Below are 24,471 nucleotides of genomic sequence, written 5' to 3' on the forward strand. Positions count from 1 at the left end.
CTCTGTGAATTTCGTTCAATCTATTCCAGAAAATTATCTTTCAACCCAACGGGAAGCGGCAACACAAACTCAAGCCCGAAGTCCCTGATTTCATTGTTTTTAAAGAAAACCATATCCATCGTTGCGAAAGCCAGATAGCCGCCAAACAAGCTAATTTTTGGTGCGATGATTGGCTGTTCATCAATTTGGGAAAAGGCGATGCCAACCCCGCCGCCCAAACCCAATGGTAGCGGGTTTTTGAATGTTCCGGCCTGAAGTTCCACAAATTGGTATTTTTCGTGTGGCTTTTTTACGCGATTTCCCACTGGAAAATTGGTGCCCAGGGTAATGTTGAAAAATGAATCTGCATAAAATGAGCCAAGGCTGATTTTGAATCCCAATGTCGGGCCTTCGTCAAAATGGTAACCGAAACGAACACCGGGACTGATGTAGGTAAGTGTTTCGTCAGCGAGTAGCGGCGTTGCGATGGCAAACATCCATACAGCAACAGCAGTTGCGAAAATGCGTGATCGATTGTTCATTTGATTTGTCCGGTTTTTGTTTACCGGATAAGTGCAATCGCTATGCCGTCGGAAATTAAACTTGAGCACATTGATAAATTATTGTTAATAAACGAATTGAAAGATGAGGTTGTTGTCTGCAATCGACAAATTTGCCGAACAGCGTCGAACGCGATTCGACAGAAAAGTCGCAAAAAATTGCTGTCAGGGGAAAATGGATGAGTATGAATATCACCCTTTGACTTCGATCAGGGTGACAATACTAATCGTCGAGGCGGGCGATGAGCAGGGTAACGTCGTCGGGGAATTCGCAATCGCCGGCGAAGGCGCGCATGTCGTCCAAAATGGCGATTTTCAAGGTTTTGGGCTGTTCGCCCAAATTGGTTTTCAGGGTTTGCATCAGCCGTTCATCACCGAATTCTTCTTCGTGAACATCCATGGTTTCGGTGACGCCGTCGGTGAAGCAAACCAGCGTATCGCCGGGGCGGAAATCCACCGTATTTTGGTGAAACGTGCGGTTTTCCAGAAATCCGAGCACCGTGCCGCCTTCTTTCAACATTACAGTGCTGCCGTCTTTTCGCAGCAAAATGGGCGCGTTGTGACCGGCGTTGCAATAGGTGAGCTGTCCGCTGCTGCGATCCAAAATCGCGAAAAAGAACGTGACGTAATAACCGGTGGCGGTTGCTTCGTAAAGCAGGTTGTTCAGTTTGGCGACGATGGTCGCGGGCGGATCAATCTCGTTGAACAGGCTTTTGAATCCGGCGTAGGCAACGGCCATCAAAATTGCGCCGGGCGCGCCTTTGCCGGACACATCGCCGATGGCGATAGCCTGGCGATTTTCGTCAATGCGGAACGCGTCGTACAAATCGCCGCCGACGATCAAACTCGGCACGTTCAGCACCTCGATGGTCACGCCGTCGATAACCGGAACGCGGCGCGGCAGCAGCGCCTGCTGCACTTTGGAGGCAACCAGCAATTCGCCTTCCAATCGCTGTTTTTTCAGTGAATCTTCATACAATTGGGCGTTGCGGAGGGCAATCGCGGCGAGTCCGGCGAAGTTTGTTAACAGCTTCAGGTTTTGTTGGGTAAAATGGTTGAGTGTATTGCTCTCCAGCGCCAGCGCACCGATGGCGTGTTCGTTTACGATAATCGGAACGGTAATCTGCGACTGCGTGTCCGGGCGTGCCGAGTAATATTGCGAATTTTTGGTGACATCCGGCGTAACCACGCCTTCGCGATTCTGGATGACCCAACCGCTCAATCCCTGCCCGATTTTTAGCGAAATCGCCTCTTCGTCATTTGGCGAATAGCCGCGCGAAACCATCTGGCGCAATTCCATTCGTTCCTCATCCACCAGCGCGATCATCGCGGCGTCGTATTGCAGCAGCAGCGAGAGGCTGTCCAGCATATTGTCCAGCACTTCCTGCACGTTCAGCGATGAAGAAATGTTCTGCACAATTTTCAAAAACAGTTCGTTTTCCAACGATTTTCGTTGAATTTCGGCGTGTGTGCGGGCGTTTTCGAGCGTTTCAGCCATATCCAGAAACAGCCCGTTGAGAAACTCCCGGATTTCCGGAACGCTCAAATACGTGTTGATCCGGTCGGTAAATGCCAAAAATCCGACCACGCTGTTGCTGCCGTTAAGTGGCACAATATATTCAAACTTATGTTCGTCGCGCAGCGCTTTGAACATCGGGCGATAGCGCGGAAACTCCCGCCACAATTGCTCGATCGGATAAAAATTGGTGCCCCGCGAAAACGGCGATGGCGCTTCCGGTTCGGGTAACATCTGCTCGATGGTGCTGTTTTTTCGGTCATCGGGATGCGCATTCAGCAATTCTTTGTTTTCGATTAGATAAAACGCGGATTCGTTTTCGCCAAAATGTAATTTTAAAAAATCCCTGCAATTGTTTAATTGGGTGTCCCAATCCAGCGTCGCGTTTAATTCGCGATTAAATTTATCCGCAAATTTTTTGAAGCGGTATAAATCGCGGTAAAACCCCTTGTCCACCAATTGCTGAATAAAATCGGTGAGCTTTCCGCGATTGACCGTAACGAGCAAAATGGTGAGAAAAAACGCCACAAACGGCGCCGGTTTGCTCATAATTGTTGCGCTGAGCAAATAAAATCCGGCAAAAATTGCCATATAAATCAGCAATTTAAAAGTGATCAACAGCGGTTTGTTTAAACGTGGTTTTGTCTCGACCAAAATCAATCTCCATTCTCAACGGAATGAATATAGAAAAGTTCGTGCGGAATTTGCAATGTTTGTATTTTGTTTTATCGTAGAAAACATGACAAAGATGATACAGTTTTTTACAATAATTTTTTGGATAGTGATTGATATTGAGTGATTTGATTTGCCCTAAAAGACGAAGCATCTGAAATTAATGCCAACAATCAAATAGAGTTACAACCGATTTTCATGAAGTGAATACACAACGGGCAAAAAAATAGGGAACGTTTGCAAAAGCTTACGTTCCCTACGTTTAACTCGGTCAAAAAAATATGTTAACAAATCATATTAGATCGAAGGATTAGCCGGAGTATTCGGGTTGTTATCTCTTTCGATGGATGGATATGGGTAAAAATTCCGGTTGCGTTCGTTGGTCAGATTGTTAACTGTCGGATCCAGACCCGGGTGAAATCTTCTGCTGGCTTCCAGTCGCAAACCGGTGAGAAAAAGCTCAATTGCTCTGTTTTTGTAGATTTCTTCCAAAACATCTGTCTGGCTGTTTGCGTTTCCGGTCCACGCCGGTAATCCTGCGTTTACGCCCAGCGGATCATCGGTTTTTTGCCGGACCAGATTCAGGTTGGTAACTGCGTTCGGCAATTGGTTTAGCCGAGCATGAGCTTCTGCTTTATTGAGCAACATTTCTCCGTGCAGGTAAACCGGAATTGGCGATGTTTGGCTGGTCCAGAATCCGAGCGCCTGGCTGATGGGCTGTCCACCTGCATCCACATTCGCTGTGCCGGCATCGGCACCCAAATAAAATGAAACCCTGCCATCACCGGCTTCCGGCACGTATGCGCCCAGCAATCCAAAGTTGGTTTGCGGCTTCAGGTCGGATGCTGCCGGGTTGATCCGGGACCAAACGGGATTGACATTATTCGCATCGTAATTAAACAAGGAGTTTGCCGGGGAGCTTGCATCGTTCAAAACGGCGTCTGCGAATGTGATTGCATCGGCATAGTTTCCGGCCATCAAACTGTATCGCGATAAATAGGCGTTGATCGATTTCAACAGGTTAAAGTCATCGCCCAGTACATTGTTTTTAAAATCATCAGATATCGCGTTGGCGTTAATAGCATTTCTGGCTTCCGTCAATAATCTGATGGCTTCCGCCAGAACGGCAGCTCTGTCGCTAAATGCGGCATCGCCATCTGGTGAATTGTTAATAACAGTTTGTTCCCACATACCGGCAAGGTATCCCAGGCACATCGCTTTGTAAAAATGCCCATAAGCGAGAACACCGCTGCGCGTGCCGGCTGATAATTCAACATTGGGTGTGCTGGCAATCAACGATTCTGCCATGCCTTTTGCTCTGAGCAGAGCAACCCAGGGATCTGTAATGCCGCCGCTCTCCGGGGGCAGTTCATTGCCGCCTCTGGCAAGTTCATTAATGTTCAGGAATGTGTTGGTAACGCCTAATTCGCGGGTCGAGATGCCCGGCGTTTCGACGACTTCCTGCATTACTGTTGTTGTGAAATATTGGTTTAACCCAATGCAAAGTGCAAACAGCCCGTCTTTGGATTCAAAAATTACATCTTCTGTCGGGTTGTTTGGATTTACAAAGTTCGTATCGCACGCAGTAACAATCAGTGCGATTATAGCAACGGCTGCTATGGCGATTCTATATTTTTTGTGTATCATTTCTTACTTTCTCCTATTAAATAGTTCAATTGGCTACGCTAATTCCAAATATGATCATTCTCGGAATGGGCGTTAAACCCATAATTCCACCTCTGGACCCATTGCTTTGGGCATCCATGTTTACTTCCGGGTCCCACTTCGAATAATCATCAAATGAGAAGAGGTTTCTTCCTGAAAGGGTAAACTTCAAACTGCTCAATCCCATTAATGGGTTACGCCACATATAGGAGAGAGAGATCTCGCGTAATTTAACAAAAGAACCATCTTCAACATAGGATTCGGCAATACCGAATTTTGCAGTGCCTGTGCCTTTCGGCTCTTCGCCGTTTAATTCCTTGCCTGTTTGGACACCACCGCCAAATCTGTAGAACATGCGTGAATCCCAGCTCAATACGTCAAATCCCTGAACGGCATCAAATTGCGCCCGGAATGACCAGTTTTTATACTGCAGCTCGTTGGTAAAGGATGCAATGTAGGAGGGGTTCGGGTCACCGATTTTCTTCTGCAAAAGAGTACCTGTCGGTTGACCGTTTGCATCTCTTAAAGGAACATTGTTTCCGTTTGCATCCACGGATCCACGTTCTCTTTGCGGCAATCCATTGGCATCCAAAAGCAAGCTGCCGTCAGAATTTCGAGCATAGTAACCCTGGTAAAAAATACCCAAAGGTTCGCCGTTCATTGCTTTTGAGAAGCCGAAATTACCGATGCTGATCTGGTCGCCTTCGATACCGTTTACTTCGTTTTTATTGGAAGTGAAGGTAACGCTGGAAACCCAATTCAAGCTTTTCTTTGTTACCGGGATGACGGTCAGTTGCAGTTCGATACCTTTGTTTTTCATATCTGCAATATTTTCAATCCGGCTTCCTGCACCGGTTGATGGGGCAAGGGTACGAGCGACCAACAGGTCTTTGATGTTCTGAAAGTAACCGGTCACTTCCAAGCCCACCCGGTTATTGAACATGCCCAAATCCAATCCAAATTCGGTTTCTGTTTGCCGTTCCGGTTTCAGATCGGGATTGCCGACAAGTGACGGGGAGATTAAACCGGACTGCCCGTTAATGCTAACGGCGCTGTAATTTGTTAACCGATCAAATGGCCCGATAGCCGTCAAGTTACCAGCTTCACCCCAGGCTGCCCGCAACTTCAAGTTGTTGATAGCGCTAAAATTCCAGAATTTTTCTTCGGAAAGCACATAAGATAAGCTGGCTTTGGGATAGAACTGGTTTCTTTCATTTTCACCAAATACCGAAGAACCGTCGATTCTGGCTGCTCCGGTGATGAACAGTTTGTTCTGCAATCCAAATGTTTGCTGTAAATAACCACCCCAAATGGCTCGCTTGCTGTTAAAATCGGTTGTTGCAATGCTTGCTGCACCGGCAGTGGTTTCGACACCAATGGCTAATCCGGTGCCGGAAATCGTACCAAGTTTTGTTTCATCATATTGATAAGAGTAGCCCGCAGCAGTTGAAGATGAAATAGGGGCCGATAATTGGGTTTGGTACGATACATTCAGATCGCTGTTAATTTGGGTGCGATTGAGGTTGGATGCCCTGGCAGAACCCAATGCTGCTGTTGTAGTGCCGATGGGCGTATATGTAGTAGCTCTTGAACGGGAATCGTCATAACCCAATACATAATTTACCTGCATTCCGTTAATCGGGAGCAACGTAAACTGGATGTCCGATATCGCTCTTTTGTTTTGTTGTTCAAAATTAAATGTCTCTAAATACTCAAGTATATTCGGATAAAATGTCATTACCGGGTAATTTCCGTCAGCATCCGGTTCCGGGTTGATACTGTTGTTCGAGAACAAAATGGTTTGTAAAACACCGGAGCCGTAACCGCCGTTGGGCATGTCGTTGCTGTTGCTGGAAGAAACATAAGTGCCAGCGGCAAAAGACACCCGATCGTTAATAATTTGGTTAACCCGTAAGCGGATACCGCTGCGGTCGTAGGCTGTGTTTTTCATAATGCCATTGTTATTCAGGTAGGATACAGAACCAAAATAGGTCGTGTTGCCCACACCACCGGAAACAGACAGGTAGTTATCAGTTCCTGCGCTGCCTTCAAAAACCATATCCTGATAGTCATATCGTTGTGCGGGGACGGTATTTAAATTGGTGACATCGCCTGCATTTTCCCAATCAAGGGGTACCTGGTTATAGTCAATTTTCTTTCTTAAAGAATTAAAATTGACGCTCGTGCTGAAAGTGATTTTCGGTTTTCCGACCTGTCCTTTTTTGGTGAAAATCTGGACCACGCCATTGCTGGCTCGTGAACCGTAAATCGCAGCCGCAGCCCCGCCCTTGATGACCTCAATCCGTTCTATATCCGCCGGATTAATGTCTGACAAGCGGTTTTGCACCACGCTCTGAACACCCAAAAGATCCGTAGAGGTGTTATTCACAATTACGCCATCGATGATATACAGCGGATCGGAACTACCGTTTACCGTGCTTGCGCTTCGCAATCTCACGCTAATCCCGGCTGCGGGATCACCGGAGTTTTGAGATACTTGCACGCCGGCAAATTTACCGGATAGGGCACCGGTAATATCCAAAGCTCTGGATTCCGCGATATTTTCACCCGAAATCGTTGAGATGGTGTTGCCAAGCTGCCTTTTGCTGGTAGCTCCCGAGCTTCCGGTCACAACAACTTCGTCAAAACGCAACACATCTGTCGAAAGCTCGAAAAATACTTTAACGGTGCCGCTGTTTGTTGTCACCGTTTGTTGTGCCGTTGTGTAACCGACATAAAAAACAGACACTTCATAGGTTCCAACGGGCACATTTTCAATGATGAACACGCCGTCAGCATCCGTAGATGCCCCAAGCTTTGTTCCGGTAACTACCACGTTCGCTCCGATTAATGCTTCACCGGTAGCGGCGTCAGTAACTACGCCCGTTATTTTCCCCTCTGTTGTTGAAGTTTGTGCAAACAAAAGCGTATTAAATAATAGAGCCAGCATCATTCTGCCGACCCATTTAGCTGAATACCGCTTTACCATGGTTCCTCCATTTTATTGGTTTGGTAAATTAGCTAAAATGATCCCTTAATATTTGCAATTCAAAATATATTTTTGAAATACTTTTATACCGTATATTTCGCCCCAAATTGTGTATTTGCACAATTGCAAGAAATGAGATCCCGGATATGTCCGGAGGTTAAAAAATGGTGTTTGGATAAACAGGAATAACATTTGACAAACCGATAAGCAATTCCGCTGCTTCCATCGGGGTTTGGTGAGTTAAAGGGAGTATCAAAAAGTAAATAAATGGGCATCCGTTGGCTTTTTATGAAAACCAAATAATAACCCAACCGGACAGACGTAAAAAACAAATCAGTTTATGGGAATAGCTTTAATTATGCAAATATTTTGTGATGAGTAAACCAGCGATTTGCGAAAGCAGTGCAAACTCGTAACTGAAGCTGGATTTGCAGTTGGGTTTGTTCGGAGAAATAATATACTTGAATGAACCATTATTTTTCCTCAATTTGTATGCTGCGAAATGGCTGTTGTGTTTTCAACGGTGAATAAAATAATGAATATTAAGCGAACCCTATTTGAATGAAAAAAGCCTTAATTGTAACCTATTATTGGCCACCGGCCGGCGGCCCCGGCGTGCAGCGCGTGGTTCGTTTTGTGCGATATTTTCGCCAGTTTGGGTGGGAGCCAATTGTGCTCACCGTGAAAAACGGTGATTACCCCGCCATCGACGAAACGCTGCACAAACAATTGCCGGAAAATTTGCGGATAGAAAAGACCGATATTTTGGAGCCGTACGCGATTTACCGCAAGTTTACCGGAAAATCCGCCGAAGAAAAAATCCCCACATTTGTGCTCAGCGGAAAAAGTAGTGACAGCAAAAAAGATCGCCTGGCGAAATGGGTACGCGGCAATATTTTTATTCCCGATGCCCGGATCGGCTGGATTCCGAACGCCGTTCGCGCGGGCAGCAAGCTCATTCGCGAAGAAAATATCGATCTGATTTTTGCGACATCGCCGCCGCACACGGTTCAGCTTATCGCCAAAAAACTGGCCAAACGCCACAAAATACCGTGGGTTGCGGACTTGCGCGATCCCTGGACGGAAGCATTTTGGGCGGAAGAAATGAAAAAATCGCGTCTGGCGGATGCGATCGATCGCAAACTGGAGCGCTCTGTGTTGCAGCAAGCAGATTTGATCACCACGGTTAGTGAGGGATTGGGCAAAATTTTTCTCCAAAAGGGCGCATTAGCCTGCGAAGTGATTCACAACGGATTCGAGCCGAAACCGCCACAGCCGCTGAAATCGGACAAATTTATGCTGCTGTTTTTCGGACATCTCAACAAAAGCCAAAATCCCGAAACGCTGTTTCGTTCGCTGTGTACCTTGCCGGACGCGATTCGCGAGAATCTGAAAATTGTATTCGTCGGACGCATTTTTGAGGGTTTCGCCGGGCTTTTTGAAAAATTTGGGCAGCAACTGGCGATCGAACGGCGCAATTACATGCCGCTGGACGAAGTGCTGGCATTTGCCCGCAGCGCCAGTATTTTGCTGCATCCGATGATTTCGGCAACCTATATCGAAGGGGTGATCGGCGCAAAAATGTTCGATTATCTTTCGCTGCAAAAACCGATTCTCACCCTCGGCGAAAAAAACGGCATCGTGCGGGAAGTGCTGCAGGAAACCGAAAGCGGCGAAATTGTCGAATACGCAGATTTGCAGGGCATCGCGGATTTTGTGTTGGAAAAATACAAAATCTGGCAAAAAAATAGTTTCGTGTTGTTGGACAATTCAGATAAGCTGAGCAACTACACAACCGAAACCAACACATTGAAATTATTGAATTTATTCAACGCATTGATCGGTCGCTGAACCCTAAAACGGGCTTGCTGAAATGGCTTCAAAAATTGAGAAAATATTTTTTATGTTCGAGAAATTTCGGAAAGATATTTTCCGGAAAAAAATCATTTACCAGCTTGCGCCGGACGTGCATTCGCGCGAGCTTCGCGAATATTATTTTGTGATGGACGAACAGGAATTGCGGGAAGGCTACAGCCAGAATTTCCATTTTGATGACGACGGCATTCCGCTGATTCCCACCTACATCGATGTTGAGGAGCGCAAGCTGATTTATTACCCGATTTCCATCGGGCAGTTCGGCATCGCGATTTTCCACACCTGGCTGAAAACGCAGTCGGATTCGGATAAACAGCGGTTCATGAAAATTGTCGATTGGTTTTACGAGCACCGCATTTCCGACGAGCGGTTGGGCGATTATTGGCTTACCGACGTGCCCAAACCGGAATACCGGGTGTTCGATCCGTGGCCGTCCGCGTTTGCCCAAAGTCGCGGATTGACCATTTTGCTTCGCGGTTGGCAGCTCACCGGCGAGCAAAAATATCTGGATGCAGCAACCCGTGCGCTGAAAATTTTTCACATTCCCGCAGCCGAAGGCGGTGTGACCACTTTCACCGAAAATGGCCCGATGTACGAAGAATATCCCGCACCGTTTTTAACCGCAGTGCTGGACGGCGCTATTTTTTCGCTGTTCGGTATTTACGATTTTGTTCGTGCTGTGCCGGAAAATGCGGAAGCTAAACTGTTGTTTGAAAAGGGGATAGCCGGATTAAAAGGTAATTTGCCGCGATACGATCTGGGATTCTGGATTCGCTATAATTTGTGCGAGCAACCGTTTTATCCGGATGTCGATCCGGCGCATCTCATCTATTTTCGCATGATCATGACGCAATTGGATTTGCTGCACCGCATGTCCGGCGACGATTATTTTGCGACGCTCGCCGCCAACTGGCGCAAACGCGACAAATTGCACAATATTTTGCGCATGTACTGGCTGAAATATCGCGCGTTGAAAAAACTGAATCGATTGTAAGTTGTAGTGTTACTTCAGTAAAATCATTTTGCGGGTGGCCGTAAATTTGGGCGTTTGCAATTGATAAAAATACACGCCGCCGGGCAGATATCCGGCATCCCAGGTGGTTTGGTGTGTACCTGCCGGCAGATTGCGAGAAAGCACTTCTGCTACTTTTTCCCCCAACAAATTGAACACGGACAGATTAACATTTGCCGCTTCCGGCAGCTCAAACCGAATGGTTGTGCCGGGATTAAACGGATTCGGGAAATTTTGCGCCAGAGCGAATTTTTGGGGAATGCCGCCGCTGTTTTCACCGGCAATCACGGAAATCGGCGCATGCAACGTTCGCACGCCGCTGAAATCTACATCCGCCAATCGATACCAGTAGGTTTCGCCGGAAGTCGCAGATGGGTCGGTAAATGCGTAATCATTTTGCACGTTGGTGGTTCCGGCGCCGCGCAAATCCGGGTTGTTTTCGTAGCTGCCGATCAACCGAAATCCGTCGTTTTGCTGTGCGGAGCGATAAATTTCGAATCCCAGATTCTGTATCTCGCTGGCAGTTGACCACAGCAGTTGCACGCCGTCAGCGCTACCGCTGGCGGAAAAATTCATCAGCGAAACGGGCAGGGTGATGTCTTCGGTTACGGTCATTGAGATGGTTAAAATGGGTGTCGTTGTGTTGAAAGTGTAGCTGGCATTTGTTGTCATGTCCTGTAATGTTGCGCCGGCAAGTGTTTGGACTTCCATTGCGCCAAGGCTATCCGCTTTACTCATATTCCAGCTGAGTGTCATGTTGGATGCGGATGGATCGTGGATAAAATCCATCCGGTAAATGGTTTCGTCAGTTGAAATTAATCGAATGTCCGTCTGTAATTCATCACCTGTAATTATCAACCGCGCATCAAAAGCTGGTGCGGGCGGCGGCGGCGGTTGTTTGATATCCAAACCGGAGTCGTATCCGGCGGTGCCGGCTGGGTTCATCCCGATAGTCAGCGTTGTGCTGTTCCCGAGGTTATCTGAAACGACGATATCAAAGGTAAATTGTTGGGCAAAAATCGGGTTGCTGCCAAAAATTAATATTAAAAAAAGGATTGTATTTTTAATCGATAATTTCATTTTCGAAACTCCGTTATACCAATTTTGTCGTGCCTTAAAGGTAGTAAAAATAATTACTTCTAATAATCAAAATTGTGTTTTGTTGCTCATTTTTTATAAAAATTAGCGAAATGTTGTATCGCTTTTTTCATTTGGTAAACACAATTCTCTGTAGATTTTATGATATAAATTAATACGATTTCAACATTTCAGGATTGCACAAATCACAACTTTTACATTCAAATCGTTGCGACTTTCGGCAGTTTTAATTATTCCAATTGCATATTGTTTGCCGCTAAAAATGTATTAAATTTGGAGCTCAAATATTACAAAATTTGAATTTTTACGTAAACTGCACAATAAAAAAATATTTTGATTTATTTGATTCGAGTTGTTCAGATTTAACGAAAGGGAGTTGTAATGCCAACGTATGATTACCAATGCCAGAATTGCGGGCATCGTTTCGAGTTGTTTCAACGAATGAGTGACGATCCGGTTACCACTTGTCCGACATGCGAAGGTCCTGTTGAGCGGTTGATTACGGGCGGCACCGGATTGATTTTTAAGGGCTCGGGTTTTTATATCACGGATTACAAATCGAACGGTAACGGAAAATCTGCGGATAAAAAAGATACGGGCTCGAAAGGTGAATCCAAATCATCCGATTCATCTTCAACAAAATCAACAGATTAGCAAATCTGCCGGCAGCGGAAATCATCCTCCCGTTTCCGGCTCAACTGAACAGTTAGTTCATATAAACGGACCCATTTACTAATTTTGAGGAGAAGGTTCATGTATAAGCACATCACAGTTCCGGAGTGGGGGCAAGCCATTACGTTTTCAAACGGCCAGTATAACGTGCCGGATAAACCGATTATTCCGTTCATCGAAGGCGACGGGATCGGCCCGGATATCTGGCGGGCATCGCAGCGCGTTTTCGACGCGTCTGTTGCCAAAGCGTATGGCGGAAAAAAACAAATTGCATGGTGTGAAATTTACGCCGGCGAAAAAGCGCAGGATTTATATAAAGAATGGCTTCCGGCAGAATCGCTGGATGCAATCCGCAAATATTACATCGCCATCAAAGGTCCGTTGACAACGCCGGTTGGCGGCGGTTTCCGCAGCCTGAACGTTGCAATTCGCCAGATTTTGAATTTGTATGCCTGCATTCGTCCGGTAAAATATTACAAAGGTGTGCCCAGCCCGGTACGTGAACCCGAAAAAATGGATGTCATTATTTTCCGCGAAAACACCGAAGACGTGTATTCCGGTATCGAATATCGTCAGGGAACCCCGGAAGCAAAAAAACTGATCGAATTTTTGACCAAAGAATTGGGCGCGACGATCCGCGAAGACTCCGGCATCGGTATCAAACCGATCAGCGTGACTGGCTCCAAACAGTTGGTGCGCAAAGCGATTGATTATTTGATTTCCCAAAATCGCCGCAACATCACGCTGATGCACAAAGGCAATATCATGAAATTTACCGAAGGCTCGTTCAAAGATTGGGGCTACGAACTCGCCAAAGAAGAATATGCCGATAAGCTGATCAGCGAAGACGAACTGTGGGAAAAATTTGACGGAAAAGAGCCGGCCGGCAAAAAAGTGATCAAAGATCGCATTGCCGACAGCATGTTCCAGCAAATCCTCACCCGTACGGATGAATACGATATTATCGCAACGCCGAACCTGAACGGCGATTACATCAGCGATGCCTGTGCCGCGCAAGTTGGCGGTTTGGGAATGGCGCCGGGCGCCAATATCGGCGACGAGCTGAGCGTTTTCGAAGCCACCCACGGCACCGCGCCGAAATATGCCGGACAGGACAAAGTGAACCCGGCATCCGTGATTCTCTCCGGTGTGCTCATGCTCCAATACATGGGCTGGAACGAAGCCGCAGCGTTAATCGAACAAGCCATCGAAAAATCCATCCTGCAAAAGCGGGTGACTTACGATCTGGCGCGTCAGATGGAAGGCAATGTAAAGTCGCTGAAAACCTCTGAATTTGCCGAAGCGATTGTGGATAACTTCTAAAAAATCAACGGCTTTTGAGAATGAAATCAAACAGGCGGAAGTGGAGGCTGTTAGTGGCACCCGGCTTCCGCCTTTGTTTTTGGAAATCTGGCGGGAAATGAAAAAAACGCAATTCTCGGATAAAAAAGGACAGCCGACAGCGCCATACAGTAAAATTGCGGCTGTTTACGATCAAATGATGTTGCATGTCAACTATCCGCGATGGGCGGAATTTATCGATGCGGTGTTGCGTCGGGAGAAGGTTGGCGAGTTTCCGTATTTGCTGGATATCGGCTGCGGCACCGGCCGTTTTTTGACGGAAATGCACAAACTTGGCTATCACGGCGATGGCTGCGATCCGTCCCGCGAAATGCTCAATCAGGCCAAAAACCGCTTGCCCGGCGCCGATTTTTTTCGCAGCAAGCTCCCGGATTTGCTGGAAGTTCCGGCTGATCACTATCCGGTGATGACCTGTTTGTATGATTCTATCAATTATTTGATGGACGAAAAAACACTCGCACAGGCGCTGCGAACCGTTTACAACAAATTGCAAACACCCGGCGTTTTTATTTTTGATGTTGTCAGCCGGTTGAATTGTTTGCATTATTTCCAAAACTATTCCGATAGCGAAGTGCTGGACGAAAAAACAGCCTACTATCGGGAAAGCTATTTTGACGACGAAGAATCCATCCAGTACAATCAGGTGCGCATCCACACCGCGGAAGGAATTTTTGAAGAATCGCATCGCCAAAGAATCTACAGTTTCAAAACAATTGAGCAGATTATCGATGACGAAACAGATTTTTTGATGGCGCATTGTTTCGACGAATTCAGTTTTCACAAAGCCGGGCGGCGAACCACCCGAGCCCATTTTGTGCTGCGAAAACTGGACTGATCAGCAGAAAACCGGAAATACCCAATGATCGAAATGTTTAACGTCACCATTCGCATCGGCAACCGGCCGATCATCAACGATATCAGCCTGAGCATCGGCAAAGGCGAGTTTGTGTATGTGATTGGCAAAACCGGATCGGGGAAAACTACGCTATTGCGTTCGATATACATGGATCAACTGCCGAACGCCGGAAATGTGCTGGTGGATCGCTTCAGTACCTCAAGCATTAAACGGCGGGAAATTCCGCTGCTGCGCCGCAAACTCGGTGTCATTTTTCAGGATTTCAAATTGCTCACCGATCGCAATGTGTTCGAAAATGTTGCATTTGCGCTGCGGGTGATCGGCGAACCTGCACGGGCAATTAAACCGCGCGTACTCACCGTTTTAACACGGGTGGGATTGCATCACAAACGTTACCAAATGCCCAACCAGCTTTCCGGCGGCGAGCAACAGCGCGTTGCCATCGCCCGGGCGTTGGTGAACAAACCGTTTATTTTGCTGGCGGATGAACCGACCGGAAACCTCGATCCGCAGGTATCCAAAGAAATTCTGGAATTGCTGGAAACGATCAACAACAGCGGCACGGCAATTTTGATGGCTACCCACAATTACGAACTGATTCGCCAATTTCCGCACCGCACAGTGGTGCTGGATAACGGGCGGGTGTATCGCGAAATTCCGCCATCGCAAATTCGTCAGGAAGGCAAAAATTAGCCAAATGAGCATCGAACAATGACCACATTTTTTTTGATAAAAGAAGGGTTTGCCGGATTCAAACGGGCGCCGCTGGCCGCGTCGATCACGATTGTGACGGTAGCGCTGGCGCTTACACTGGTTGGCGGTTTTGCGTTAGCCGTGCAAAATCTGGCGGATGAATTTGAGCGAACCTATCGCCAAATCCGGCTGGAAGCGTTTATCGACGCATCGCTGAATGACGCGCAGCGCAACGGATTGATTCAGCGAATAAAGGATGTCGCTGGCGTCGCCACTGTCGAATATGTGTCGCCGGAAGCTGCGCTGGCGTCGTATCGCAGCGAATTTGGCGGCGATCTGGTGGAAGTGCTCGGCGAAAACCCGTTGCCGCCGTCGCTTAAAATTGAGCTGCAAAGCGGTTTTTCACAGCTTTCTGCAGTTGAAGCTATCGTTAAGCAAATCAACAACTTACCGGAAGTGGACGATGTGGTTTTTGCCGAAAATGTGCTGCGGCTGCTCAATCGTTATTTTGATATCGGGCTAACCATCGCCATCATTTTGGGCGTTGTGATTATTTGCATCGCGGTGGTGCTCATTTACAACACGATTCGCCTGACCATCCACTCGCGCAAAACGCTGGTGGAAATTATGCAACTGGTTGGCGCAACCCATTCGTTCATCAAAGCGCCGTTTATGATTGAGGGCATTTTGCAGGGGATTTTGGGCAGCCTGTTTGCCTGTGGCATTTTATTTTGGGTGGGCAGGTTTATCCGGGATCTGGTTTTTTCAAACCTGCATGTGCCGCTGTTGTATTTCGCAGGATTGATTATTTGCGGTGCGGTTTTGGGATTGCTGGGCAGCTATATTTCAGTTAGTAAATACCTGAAAATTTGAGATTTACAAAAATTCAAAAGGTTGGAAAATGGCACAGGAAATCGAACGAAAATTTTTGGTGAACGGTACAGCGTGGCGGGATTTGGCGGAAGGCGTCGTGTATCGGCAGGGCTATCTGGCGGTGATGCCGGAGCGAACGGTTCGGGTGCGTATCGCCGGAAAAAAGGCATTTTTGACGATCAAAGGCAAAGCCAAAGGGCTAACGCGACCGGAATTTGAATACGAAATTCCCGTTGCGGATGCGCAGGAATTGCTGGACAATCTCTGCGAAAAACCGCTGATCGAGAAAACGCGCCGCAACATTGATTTTCGCGGCAACGTGTGGGAAGTGGATGAATTTTTTGGCGAAAACGCTGGATTGGTGATCGCCGAAGTTGAGCTGGAATCGGAAAATCAATCGTTTGAAAAGCCGGAATGGATCGCCCGCGAAGTTACCGGCGACAAACGGTATTACAACGCCAATCTCATCGCCAATCCTTTTCGCAATTGGAAAAGCGATAAATAAGCTACTGTTTTATCTGGAATTAACCAAAATAATTGCAGACCTGCCGGGAATATGTAAATCCTTAATTTCGCCATCGCTGACGCGGCAATCCGTTGGTTCGCCCCAAACGCTGTGGAATGCTTTGCCGTTTTCGGCAATTTCACTTGCCGGAATGGTCACCTTTTTTGTGCGGCTGCCCGCGTTAAAAACGGCAAATATTTGTTGGTAATCGCCCTGTTTTCTGCCGAACGCAACCACGTTTTTTTGCGCAAACAGCGAGTGGTAGCTGCCGGTTCGCAACGCCACATGTTCTTTGCGCAAGCGGATCGCACCCTGATAAAATTCCCGCAAATAATTGTCCCATTTTTCCGGCTCATCCCACGGAAAAGCGCCCCGGCAATGCGGATCGTCCGCGCCGCTCATGCCAATTTCCGTGCCGTAATAAATGCAGGGCGCGCCGGGCATGCACATCAAAAATAGCGTTGCCAATCGCAGCGAATCCAGATCTTCATTCACCAGCCACAGCGCCCGGGGCGTATCGTGACTGTCGAACATGTTCATTTGCGCGGTGTTGATTTCCCAATCGTAAGCGCCGTAAATGTTGTCGATGCGTTCGGCGAATTTCTCTGCGGTCAGCGAATGCAGCGAAAAATCTTCATTTTTTGCAAATTTCCGGAGATGCTTCGCGCCGAAAAAATTGATCGCAGCAATCCCCACCGGATAATTCATCACCGCATCAAACCGGTCGCCGCGCAACCAGGATTGCGCCAAATGCCAAATTTCGCCAACGATGTATGCATCGGGATTGGCATGTTTCACCACCCGCCGGAAATCCTGCCAGAAAAATGCATCGTCGATTTCCTCCGGCACATCCAGCCGCCAGCCGTCGATGCCAAATTCCACCCAAAATTTCGCGACATCCAAAAGGTATTTTCGCACACCGGGATTTTGAATATTGAATTTGGGCAGCGCCGGTAAATCCCACCAGGCTGCGTAATTTGGCGGGTTATCTGCGTCGCTGCTGTAGGGGCGCAACGGCCAGTTGTAAATATGAAACCAGTCCAGATACGGCGAATTGCCGCCCGTTTCCAAAATGTGGTGAAACGCCCAAAATCCCCGGCTGGCGTGATTGAAAACGCCATCCAGCACCACGCGCATTTTCCGGCGATGCGCGGCATCGAGCAATTCGCGGAGCGCCGCGTTGCCGCCGAGCAGCGGATCGACCTGCATGTAATCAAACGTGTGATAACGGTGGTTGCTCGCCGATGAAAAAATCGGGTTGAGATAAATGGCGTTGATGCCCAAATCCTGCAGATAATCCAGTTTGTCCACAACGCCCAGCAAATCGCCACCCTGAAAGCCCTGTTCCTCCGGCGGTGATCCCCACGGTTTAAACTGAATGCCCGGCGGATGCTGCAACCGGGAACTCCGCGCAAAACGATCCGGGTAAATTTGATAAAAAACAGCGTGTTTGACCCATTCCGGTGTATGAATTTGCAATTGTTTTCTCCTAAAATTATGCGGGAATGCCGTTGAGCCGGCGGCGCAGCATGTCCAGCGCAAAAATGGCGGTTTGTTGTTGATTGATGTGCCGGTCTTTTCCCAAATTAAATTGTCGGACAACCGTTCCGTCCGGTGTTGCCAGCCCGATGAAAATTAGCCCGACCGGTTTTTCTGCCGTTCCGCCGCCCGGTCCGGCAATGCCGGTGGTGGAAATCCCGAAATCCGTGCCCAGCGACTGCCGGATGCCTTCGGCCATTTGCTGGGCCACAATTTCGCTGACAGCGCCGTATTTTTCCAGCGCCGCCGGCGAAACGCCCAGCAATTTTATTTTGCTCTCGTTGCTGTAACTAACCACGCCGCCCGAAAAATAATCCGAGCTTCCTGCAACGGATGTAATTTGTTGCTGGATCAATCCACCGGTGCAGCTTTCCGCGACAGAAAGGGTTAAGTTCTGTGATTTCAACAGTTTGCCAACGGTTGCTTCCATCGCATCTTCTTCTGTGGTGAAAATATATTTGCCGATGGTTTGAGTTAGCTTCTGTTCAAAAGCGGCTATTTTTTCTGAAAAATCGCCAATCGCGGGCAAGGTTACGCGAATATCCACACCGGTGAATTTTGGCAAAAACGCAATTTCCAGATCGCTGAATTCATCCAGAAAATGTTGGCAGCGTTCGTAAATGCCCGATTCCGGAATTCGCGTGGTGCGGAACAGGCGGGTTTCGGTAGGCTTCAATTGAAATTCGCTGGAGAGCAGCGGAAGAATATAATCCGTAACCATTGCGCGCATTTCCCGGGGAACACCCGGCATCGCAAAAATATGGCTGCCGTTTTGCCGGAAGTGCAGCCCGGGCGCGGTGCCCACAGGATTATCGATGAGCGTGGCTGTTTCCGGCACAAATCCCTGCTCGCGGTTGGTTTCGGGCATCCGCATACCACGCTCGCGGAATTTTTGCTCGATCCGCTGCACAATCGATTCATCAAAAATCAGTTTCGAATCAAAATAACCGGCGATTACTTTTTTGGTAATATCGTCGTGAGTTGGTCCCAATCCGCCGGTAACCAACACAATTTGGTTGGTTGCGAGTGCGGCTGTTAACGCATTGGTGATGCTTTCCGGTTCGTCGCGGATCGTAAAAATCTCGCGCACCCGCACACCGATTTCAAACAATTTGCCGCCGATAAATGTTGCATTGCTGTTCACGGTTCTGCCGTTGAGCAGTTCGTTGCCAATCGAAATCAGCGCTGCTTTCATAATACTGCCTTTCCAGAAATCGTTGATTTACACAAGATAGCATATTCAACAGCATTTTTCAACTTATCGCTAATTGCGACGCAGCAATTTTTGCCAAAAAACCAAACCGGTTTATTTAACTTGTTTAATGTTTTTTGCTAATCTTGCTCAAGTTTTATACGAAAATTATAACAGATATCAGTTGAAATTTTATAGATAGGTGAACAGTGGAAAAAACTTCAGACAAAAATAAACAACCTTTTTTCGTAAAGGAAGCGCCCTGTCCGGTTTGCAAAAATAACGGTCAACATTATTATTTGCGTGACCATACTTTTACCATCAACACCCGCGATTCGGATTATTTTGTCAGCAATTATTCATGGGCTGAGCCGGAATATAACCAGTTGAATTTACACGGGTTTGGTTTGTGGCATTGCGAGGTTTGTAAATTTACCGACGATCGCTCGATGTTTTACCAAAAAGATGTGACCCAGGGGCGCGCCCAGTTTGATTATCTGAAAAAATTACTGATTGCCAAACACGATGAACCGGATGCCTTTTTTGAGAGAATCGCGCCGCACATCGCATATCCGACCCACGATTTGCTGGTTTCGCTGAACCTGACTTTGCTGGCAATTTATGTGCACACACTTCCCGATTCGATTTATCAGAATTACGACAAAATAGCCAAATTGTATTTGCGTGCCAGTTGGATGTTCCGATTGATTTCGCAAAAGCCGGAGATCGACGACATCGAACAATTTTTGAAAAGCTACAACATCAAATTTGACCGGCTGCAGGCAAATTCCATGAATATGTTGCACTGTGTTGAAGAATTGAACGAGACCGTCGTTGAAAAAAATCGCCGCAAAAGCGGAACGCCGGAATGGCAAAAAATGTGGGCGAAACAATACGGTGTGTTGACAGATAACTACAACGTGATGTGCGAGGCTATTGACAAAGTGATCAGCGCTATTCGCATTTATTACGAAAGTGGTAATTTTTTGGAAGCCCAATTATTGAATGCAGATAAAAATTTATGGGATTTGCCATACAAAAATTATCACCGATACAGCGATTTTGTAACAGAGTTGAACGAATTATTTCCTGATTTGCCGGTTAACGAAGAAGCCGCATACAAAAAAGCGGCGGAGTATTTTCAGCGTGCGCTCAGCGCCAAAGTTTACGATCTGGATTCGTTGAAAAAATTCAAAATTTACGATTTGATCATTTCAATTTCCGAAAAAGGGCAGGATTACACAACCGCGCTGCAAGTGTGCAATATGCTGGAAAGCATGACCACCAACTACTATCAATCGATTACGGAGCGATTGCGGAAGCAGGAAGTTATCCCGGATGAAACGGTTGATCCGGAACATCTGAAATCACTGTTGCGCAGGAATCAGGAAATTATGCGCTCGGTGAAAATTAAGCAAAAGCGCATCAGACCGCTAAAATTGCGTCGCGATAAACAACTCGCCCAGCAAATCGTGGCACAGTATCAGGATTTGGATGCAATGGGGTTGCGCATCAAAATGGAAGAAGCGCAAATTGACGAAGAAGTGATGAAGTCCTACATTGCGGAAGTCCGGATCGAGAAGAAAAAAGGGATTTTTGAAATTTTCAAATTTTAATACTGTCCGCCAATTTCAAACTTGATTTCGAATGCCGAGTGGTTTTTATCGCCGGCGATTTCATCCTGGAAAAAAGTTAAGCGGTATTGCGGCCGGATGGTCACAAAATAATTTTTTCGGGTACTCACGTCTACACCAAATCCAAAAACCGCGTTATATGTTACCTGATATTGATTGTCAGTCGGGATATTTCCTCCCTCAGCTTCGCCCAGCGTAATGGCGTCTTCCCTCGGAAAATTCATTCCAAAAACTGCGCCGGCCTGAACCATCAGGTGCGGACGAAAATTATCCTCGATCGAGTTTGTAAACAGGCGTTTTTTTAGTTCCACATTTGCCGGAACAATAAAAAATCGGTTCACATTGTTGATTTTGGTCGAAATATTATACAACTGGTTGTAGTATTCAAATTCCTTATCATCCCTCAAAATAAAGAATTCCAGGTTAACCCCGATGTGCGAGTACGACGGTAGCGGAAAGCGATACGTGCCGCCAAGCCCAAGTCCGGAAGTGGACAGTGAAAACGAGAATGCCCGTTCTTTCATGTGGGTGGGTGGTGCGTCAAAAATATCGGTTTGCGCACTGGCTGAGCCAATAAATAAAAATGCTCCAACGATGACGATAAACAATAGACGATGCATGGGATGAACTCCTTAAATGACATCTCTTTAAATTACAACTATTTTTATACTGTTACGACGTAATAAAACAAAAGCTCCCGTAATTTACAGCGAAATACCGGGAGCTTGTTGATCATTATCAAAATTAAAACGGTACATCCTGATCTTGCGGATCGATGCCGTCTGGTTGCTGGAAGTTGGGTTGATCGTAATTTCCGCCGGATTGTCCGCCACCGGAGTATCCGCCGCCGCTATCGTTGCGGGAATCCAAAAATTGCATGGTTTCGCAGACAACTTCTGTCATGTATTGTTTTTTCCCGTTTTGGTCGTCCCAACTGCGGGTTTGCAAACGACCTTCGATGTAAACGCGGCTGCCTTTGTGCAGGTATTCTTTTGCTAATTCTGCGGTACGTCCCCAAAGCACAACGCGATGCCAATCGGTTTCTTCAACAAAGTTGCCATCTTTGCCTTTGTAGGAACGATTGGTCGCCAGATTGAGATTGCCAACCGTTGCACCACTGGGCGTGTTGCGGATTTCCGGGTCACCACCCAAACGTCCGATTAAAATGACTTTGTTTACGGTGCCTTTTGCCATTGTTGCCTCCAAAAATTTGGATGAATAATCTGCCATTCAAAACGGAAACAATCGAGCTGGCGTTACTCGAACACCAACCCGATTACCTGTAAGACATAGTCTTGTCGTCTAATTTTTATCCCGAACGGCTATACTTTGATATAAATTTACTGTTTTTGAACAATTATGCAATACCCAAAAGGGGGAATTTTTGCGTTATGCCATCACCCGTTCTACGAGGTATTCCATAATTTTATCCTGTGAAATACGTTCCTGATTCATGGAATCGCGTTCGCGAACGGTAACCGTGCCATTTTCCAGCGTTTCGGAATCAACGGTGATACAATAGGGTGTGCCGATTTCATCCTGACGGCGATAACGGCGACCAACCGCGGCTGATTCATCATAAAAAACCCGGAAGTGTTTGCGCAGCCCATCCACAATATTGTGGGCGATTTCCGGCATGCCGTCTTTTTTCACGAGGGGGAAAACGGCGGCTTTCATTGGCGCGATGGTCGGTTTGAAGCGCAGCACCACACGATCTTCTTCTTCGGCATATGCATCTGCCAGCGCGGTTAAAATTTGGCGATCGACGCCGGTGGATGTTTCCACCACGTACGGGATAAATTTTTCACGGGTTTGATCATCAAAATACAGCAGGTTTTTACCGGAAAATTCCTGATGACGTCCCAAATCGTAATCGGTGCGGTTGTGGATACCTTCCAGCTCGCTCCAGCCGAACGGGAATTCGTACTGAATATCGAACGCGGCTTTGGCGTAGTGTGCCAGTTCGTCCGGTCCGTGTTCTTTAAAGCGCAATTTTTCTTTGCGGATGCCCACGCGATCGTACCATTCCAGCCGGCGGGCTTTCCAGTATTCGAACCAATCGTCATCGCTGCCGGGTGCGACAAAATATTGCATTTCCATTTGCTCAAATTCGCGCATGCGGAAAATAAAGTTGCCCGGGGTAATTTCGTTACGAAAAGCTTTGCCGATTTGCGCGATGCCAAAGGGCACTTTTTGGCGCGATGATTCTTTGATATTATGAAAATTCACATAAATGCCTTGCGCGGTTTCCGGTCGCAGATAAACAATATTGGCATCGCTTTCCACCGGACCCATAAAGGTTTTGAACATCAAATTGAACAGACGCGGCTCGGTGAGCGTGCCGGGTTTGTCCGTATCCGGCCCGACGATGTTGGCGTATTCGCCGTGCGCAATTTCTGTGAGCGACACGGTTTCGTAATCATCCAGACTGATGCGGGCTTTTTTGATGGTTTTGGCAATATGATCCGGATTGGTTTCCGGAAACGCATACATCACACCATTGCCGGATTTGGGTTTGTACACCGCAAGCTGGTCTTCGCGATAGCGGCTTTTGGTTTCGCGGCAATCGATCATCGGATCGGTAAAACCTTCCACATGCCCGGAGGCTTCCCAAACGCGCGGGTGCATCAAAATGCTGGCGTCAACGCCTTCGATATCGTCGCGTTCGTAAACCATGGATTTCCACCACAATTCCCGGATATTCTTTTTCAGTTCCACACCCAACGGACCGTAATCATAACAACTGTTGATTCCGCCGTAAACCTCACTACTCTGAAAGATAAAGCCCCGCCGTTTGCACAGCGATACAAGTTTGTCCATCGTATCGTTGGTTTGTTTTGCCACGATAAAAACTCCGGTTATTATTCAACTGATTTGTTTATTCGCTGTTCTCGCCGAAGTGTTCCGGCGTGTTGTTTTATGCGTCAAAGCGAAAAATATAACACAAATTTGGCGGGATTACACATACCAATTTAAGGATTTTAGGGTGATGCGGCTTTCGGTGTGGTGCTCCAAATGGCTGAGCAAAGTGGCGGTAATATCCGGATGGCGGGAGAAATGGCGGCTGTTCGTGACTTCCGGCAGCGCGTCGATGGTGCATTCCGCGAGCGCGGCAAGCCGTTGCCAGGCTTGTTGGTTGAGCGAAACCGTTTGCCCGATATGCGCAGATCGCTGCCCGGCGCAAATTAGCGTGCCTTCGCGATAATCCAGTTGCACCGGAAATTGATCCGGCGGATTACCGGTTTGCGGGCACTCCGAAAGCTGCCAGCCAAAACCGAGAATCCGGCTCATTTCGAAAATGAAATGCCAGAGATAACCCATCGATTCCACCTGCCGGCTATCGTTTAGCGATTGCAGCCAGTCGATGGTAAAGCGAAAAAAACCGCCAACCGGTTCGTGACTGCGAAACAATTGGTGGAGTAACTCTGCAGCGGCAAATGCACCGGCGGTTTTGGGCAGATCGTCGCGGGTATGTTGAAACGCGTTGAGCAGCGTTGCGGCGGTCAGCGTTTGCAGATCGCGGCCTTCACGGTGCGACAACACAATTTCAACATGATTCAACGTTTCCAGCACGCCGCGAAACGGGCTTTTCGGGCGCAGCGCACCTTTCGCAACCACGCCGATGCAGCCGTGCGTTTCGGTAAACAGATGAATAATTTTGCTGGATTCGCGCCAACGGGTAGCGTGCAGAACCAGTGCTTCTGTTTTTATGAAATAGGGCATTTTTTTTAAGAATATGTGTTAAATGAAACCGTAGAGGCGCTTCACGAAGCGCCTAA

20 protein-coding genes are annotated in these 24,471 nt (G+C 47.4%); 9 read left to right on the plus strand and 11 right to left on the minus strand.

Annotation, left to right across the window (positions count from 1 at the left end):
• Positions 1-20 precede the first annotated feature (20 nt).
• The 4 genes from H6629_09945 to H6629_09960 form a co-directional block, all read right to left on the minus strand.
• A complete protein-coding gene (locus H6629_09945; GenBank protein ID MCB9068116.1) occupies positions 21-521 on the minus strand; it encodes a hypothetical protein in 501 nt (166 codons plus the stop codon).
• A 241-nt stretch (positions 522-762) separates the two neighbouring features.
• On the minus strand, positions 763-2,709 hold the full coding sequence (locus tag H6629_09950) for a SpoIIE family protein phosphatase (GenBank protein ID MCB9068117.1): 1,947 nt from the start codon (positions 2,707-2,709) through the stop codon (positions 763-765).
• Positions 2,710-3,024: 315 nt separating this feature from the next.
• Positions 3,025-4,374, minus strand: coding sequence for a RagB/SusD family nutrient uptake outer membrane protein (locus tag H6629_09955; protein MCB9068118.1), 1,350 nt, complete (start codon positions 4,372-4,374; stop codon positions 3,025-3,027).
• Between the two features lie 25 nt (positions 4,375-4,399).
• Positions 4,400-7,381, minus strand: a complete 2,982-nt coding sequence (locus H6629_09960) for a SusC/RagA family TonB-linked outer membrane protein (protein ID MCB9068119.1) — start codon at positions 7,379-7,381, stop codon at positions 4,400-4,402.
• 561 nt (positions 7,382-7,942) lie between these two features.
• Between H6629_09960 and H6629_09965 the strand changes: the two genes are divergently transcribed.
• Both H6629_09965 and H6629_09970 read left to right on the plus strand, forming a co-directional pair.
• A complete protein-coding gene (locus H6629_09965) occupies positions 7,943-9,232 on the plus strand; it encodes a glycosyltransferase family 4 protein (GenBank protein ID MCB9068120.1) in 1,290 nt (429 codons plus the stop codon).
• Between the two features lie 22 nt (positions 9,233-9,254).
• On the plus strand, positions 9,255-10,250 hold the full coding sequence (locus H6629_09970; GenBank protein MCB9068121.1) for a hypothetical protein: 996 nt from the start codon (positions 9,255-9,257) through the stop codon (positions 10,248-10,250).
• 9 nt (positions 10,251-10,259) lie between these two features.
• Here H6629_09970 and H6629_09975 read toward each other — a convergent pair whose 3' ends face one another.
• Complete coding sequence (locus H6629_09975; protein ID MCB9068122.1) at positions 10,260-11,348, minus strand: T9SS type A sorting domain-containing protein; 1,089 nt, start codon at positions 11,346-11,348, stop codon at positions 10,260-10,262.
• A gap of 399 nt (positions 11,349-11,747) precedes the next feature.
• Between H6629_09975 and H6629_09980 the strand changes: the two genes are divergently transcribed.
• The 6 genes from H6629_09980 (at position 11,748) to H6629_10005 (ending at position 16,327) form a co-directional block, all read left to right on the plus strand.
• Entirely contained in the window at positions 11,748-12,020 is a 273-nt protein-coding gene (locus H6629_09980) for a zinc ribbon domain-containing protein (protein ID MCB9068123.1), read from the plus strand.
• A 99-nt stretch (positions 12,021-12,119) separates the two neighbouring features.
• Positions 12,120-13,361 (plus strand): isocitrate dehydrogenase (NADP(+)), encoded by a 1,242-nt coding sequence (gene icd, locus H6629_09985; protein MCB9068124.1) that lies wholly within the window; start codon positions 12,120-12,122, stop codon positions 13,359-13,361.
• A gap of 97 nt (positions 13,362-13,458) precedes the next feature.
• The gene (locus H6629_09990) at positions 13,459-14,235 is read left to right on the plus strand and encodes a class I SAM-dependent methyltransferase (GenBank protein MCB9068125.1); all 777 of its coding nucleotides are present in this window, start codon (positions 13,459-13,461) and stop codon (positions 14,233-14,235) included.
• A 24-nt stretch (positions 14,236-14,259) separates the two neighbouring features.
• Positions 14,260-14,949 carry a cell division ATP-binding protein FtsE gene (gene ftsE / locus H6629_09995; protein MCB9068126.1) on the plus strand — a complete coding sequence of 230 codons (690 nt, stop codon included), beginning with the start codon at positions 14,260-14,262 and terminating at the stop codon, positions 14,947-14,949.
• 18 nt (positions 14,950-14,967) lie between these two features.
• Positions 14,968-15,822, plus strand: coding sequence for an ABC transporter permease (locus H6629_10000; GenBank protein ID MCB9068127.1), 855 nt, complete (start codon positions 14,968-14,970; stop codon positions 15,820-15,822).
• 28 nt (positions 15,823-15,850) lie between these two features.
• Positions 15,851-16,327 (plus strand): CYTH domain-containing protein, encoded by a 477-nt coding sequence (locus H6629_10005; protein MCB9068128.1) that lies wholly within the window; start codon positions 15,851-15,853, stop codon positions 16,325-16,327.
• A 9-nt stretch (positions 16,328-16,336) separates the two neighbouring features.
• On the opposite strand, the gene H6629_10010 is transcribed toward H6629_10005, so the two are convergent.
• Positions 16,337-17,806, minus strand: a complete 1,470-nt coding sequence (locus H6629_10010; protein MCB9068129.1) for an alpha-amylase — start codon at positions 17,804-17,806, stop codon at positions 16,337-16,339.
• Positions 17,807-17,822: 16 nt separating this feature from the next.
• Positions 17,823-19,061, minus strand: a complete 1,239-nt coding sequence (locus H6629_10015; protein ID MCB9068130.1) for a competence/damage-inducible protein A — start codon at positions 19,059-19,061, stop codon at positions 17,823-17,825.
• Positions 19,062-19,267: 206 nt separating this feature from the next.
• Here H6629_10015 and H6629_10020 point away from each other — a divergent pair, with 206 nt between their 5' ends.
• Positions 19,268-20,674 (plus strand): DUF2225 domain-containing protein, encoded by a 1,407-nt coding sequence (locus H6629_10020; GenBank protein MCB9068131.1) that lies wholly within the window; start codon positions 19,268-19,270, stop codon positions 20,672-20,674.
• Here H6629_10020 and H6629_10025 read toward each other — a convergent pair.
• From H6629_10025 to recO, 4 genes are all read right to left on the minus strand, one after another.
• On the minus strand, positions 20,671-21,312 hold the full coding sequence (locus H6629_10025) for a hypothetical protein (protein MCB9068132.1): 642 nt from the start codon (positions 21,310-21,312) through the stop codon (positions 20,671-20,673). The two genes, H6629_10020 and H6629_10025, sit on opposite strands and share 4 nt — an antisense overlap.
• A 124-nt stretch (positions 21,313-21,436) precedes the next feature.
• The gene (locus H6629_10030) at positions 21,437-21,886 is read right to left on the minus strand and encodes a single-stranded DNA-binding protein (protein ID MCB9068133.1); all 450 of its coding nucleotides are present in this window, start codon (positions 21,884-21,886) and stop codon (positions 21,437-21,439) included.
• Between the two features lie 195 nt (positions 21,887-22,081).
• Complete coding sequence (locus H6629_10035; GenBank protein MCB9068134.1) at positions 22,082-23,512, minus strand: glycine--tRNA ligase; 1,431 nt, start codon at positions 23,510-23,512, stop codon at positions 22,082-22,084.
• 138 nt (positions 23,513-23,650) lie between these two features.
• Positions 23,651-24,415 (minus strand): DNA repair protein RecO, encoded by a 765-nt coding sequence (gene recO, locus H6629_10040; protein MCB9068135.1) that lies wholly within the window; start codon positions 24,413-24,415, stop codon positions 23,651-23,653.
• Positions 24,416-24,471: the final 56 nt, after the last annotated feature.

The sequence above is a fragment of the Calditrichia bacterium genome (assembly GCA_020634975.1).
Taxonomy (GTDB): domain Bacteria; phylum Calditrichota; class Calditrichia; order RBG-13-44-9; family J075; genus JACKAQ01.

What these genes read in the sequence shown, in the direction of transcription:
- recO (MCB9068135.1), bottom strand. Translation starts at nt 24,415, where the DNA reads ATGCCCTATTTCATAAAAACAGAAGCACTGGTTCTGCACGCTACCCGT.
- H6629_09990 (MCB9068125.1), top strand. Translation starts at nt 13,459, where the DNA reads ATGAAAAAAACGCAATTCTCGGATAAAAAAGGACAGCCGACAGCGCCA.
- H6629_10035 (MCB9068134.1), bottom strand. Translation starts at nt 23,512, where the DNA reads ATGGACAAACTTGTATCGCTGTGCAAACGGCGGGGCTTTATCTTTCAG.
- H6629_09960 (MCB9068119.1), bottom strand. Translation starts at nt 7,381, where the DNA reads ATGGTAAAGCGGTATTCAGCTAAATGGGTCGGCAGAATGATGCTGGCT.
- H6629_10025 (MCB9068132.1), bottom strand. Translation starts at nt 21,312, where the DNA reads ATGCATCGTCTATTGTTTATCGTCATCGTTGGAGCATTTTTATTTATT.
- ftsE (MCB9068126.1), top strand. Translation starts at nt 14,260, where the DNA reads ATGATCGAAATGTTTAACGTCACCATTCGCATCGGCAACCGGCCGATC.
- H6629_09970 (MCB9068121.1), top strand. Translation starts at nt 9,255, where the DNA reads ATGGCTTCAAAAATTGAGAAAATATTTTTTATGTTCGAGAAATTTCGG.
- H6629_10000 (MCB9068127.1), top strand. Translation starts at nt 14,968, where the DNA reads ATGACCACATTTTTTTTGATAAAAGAAGGGTTTGCCGGATTCAAACGG.
- H6629_09975 (MCB9068122.1), bottom strand. Translation starts at nt 11,348, where the DNA reads ATGAAATTATCGATTAAAAATACAATCCTTTTTTTAATATTAATTTTT.
- H6629_09955 (MCB9068118.1), bottom strand. Translation starts at nt 4,374, where the DNA reads ATGATACACAAAAAATATAGAATCGCCATAGCAGCCGTTGCTATAATC.
- H6629_09980 (MCB9068123.1), top strand. Translation starts at nt 11,748, where the DNA reads ATGCCAACGTATGATTACCAATGCCAGAATTGCGGGCATCGTTTCGAG.
- icd (MCB9068124.1), top strand. Translation starts at nt 12,120, where the DNA reads ATGTATAAGCACATCACAGTTCCGGAGTGGGGGCAAGCCATTACGTTT.
- H6629_10005 (MCB9068128.1), top strand. Translation starts at nt 15,851, where the DNA reads ATGGCACAGGAAATCGAACGAAAATTTTTGGTGAACGGTACAGCGTGG.
- H6629_10015 (MCB9068130.1), bottom strand. Translation starts at nt 19,061, where the DNA reads ATGAAAGCAGCGCTGATTTCGATTGGCAACGAACTGCTCAACGGCAGA.
- H6629_09945 (MCB9068116.1), bottom strand. Translation starts at nt 521, where the DNA reads ATGAACAATCGATCACGCATTTTCGCAACTGCTGTTGCTGTATGGATG.
- H6629_09965 (MCB9068120.1), top strand. Translation starts at nt 7,943, where the DNA reads ATGAAAAAAGCCTTAATTGTAACCTATTATTGGCCACCGGCCGGCGGC.
- H6629_10030 (MCB9068133.1), bottom strand. Translation starts at nt 21,886, where the DNA reads ATGGCAAAAGGCACCGTAAACAAAGTCATTTTAATCGGACGTTTGGGT.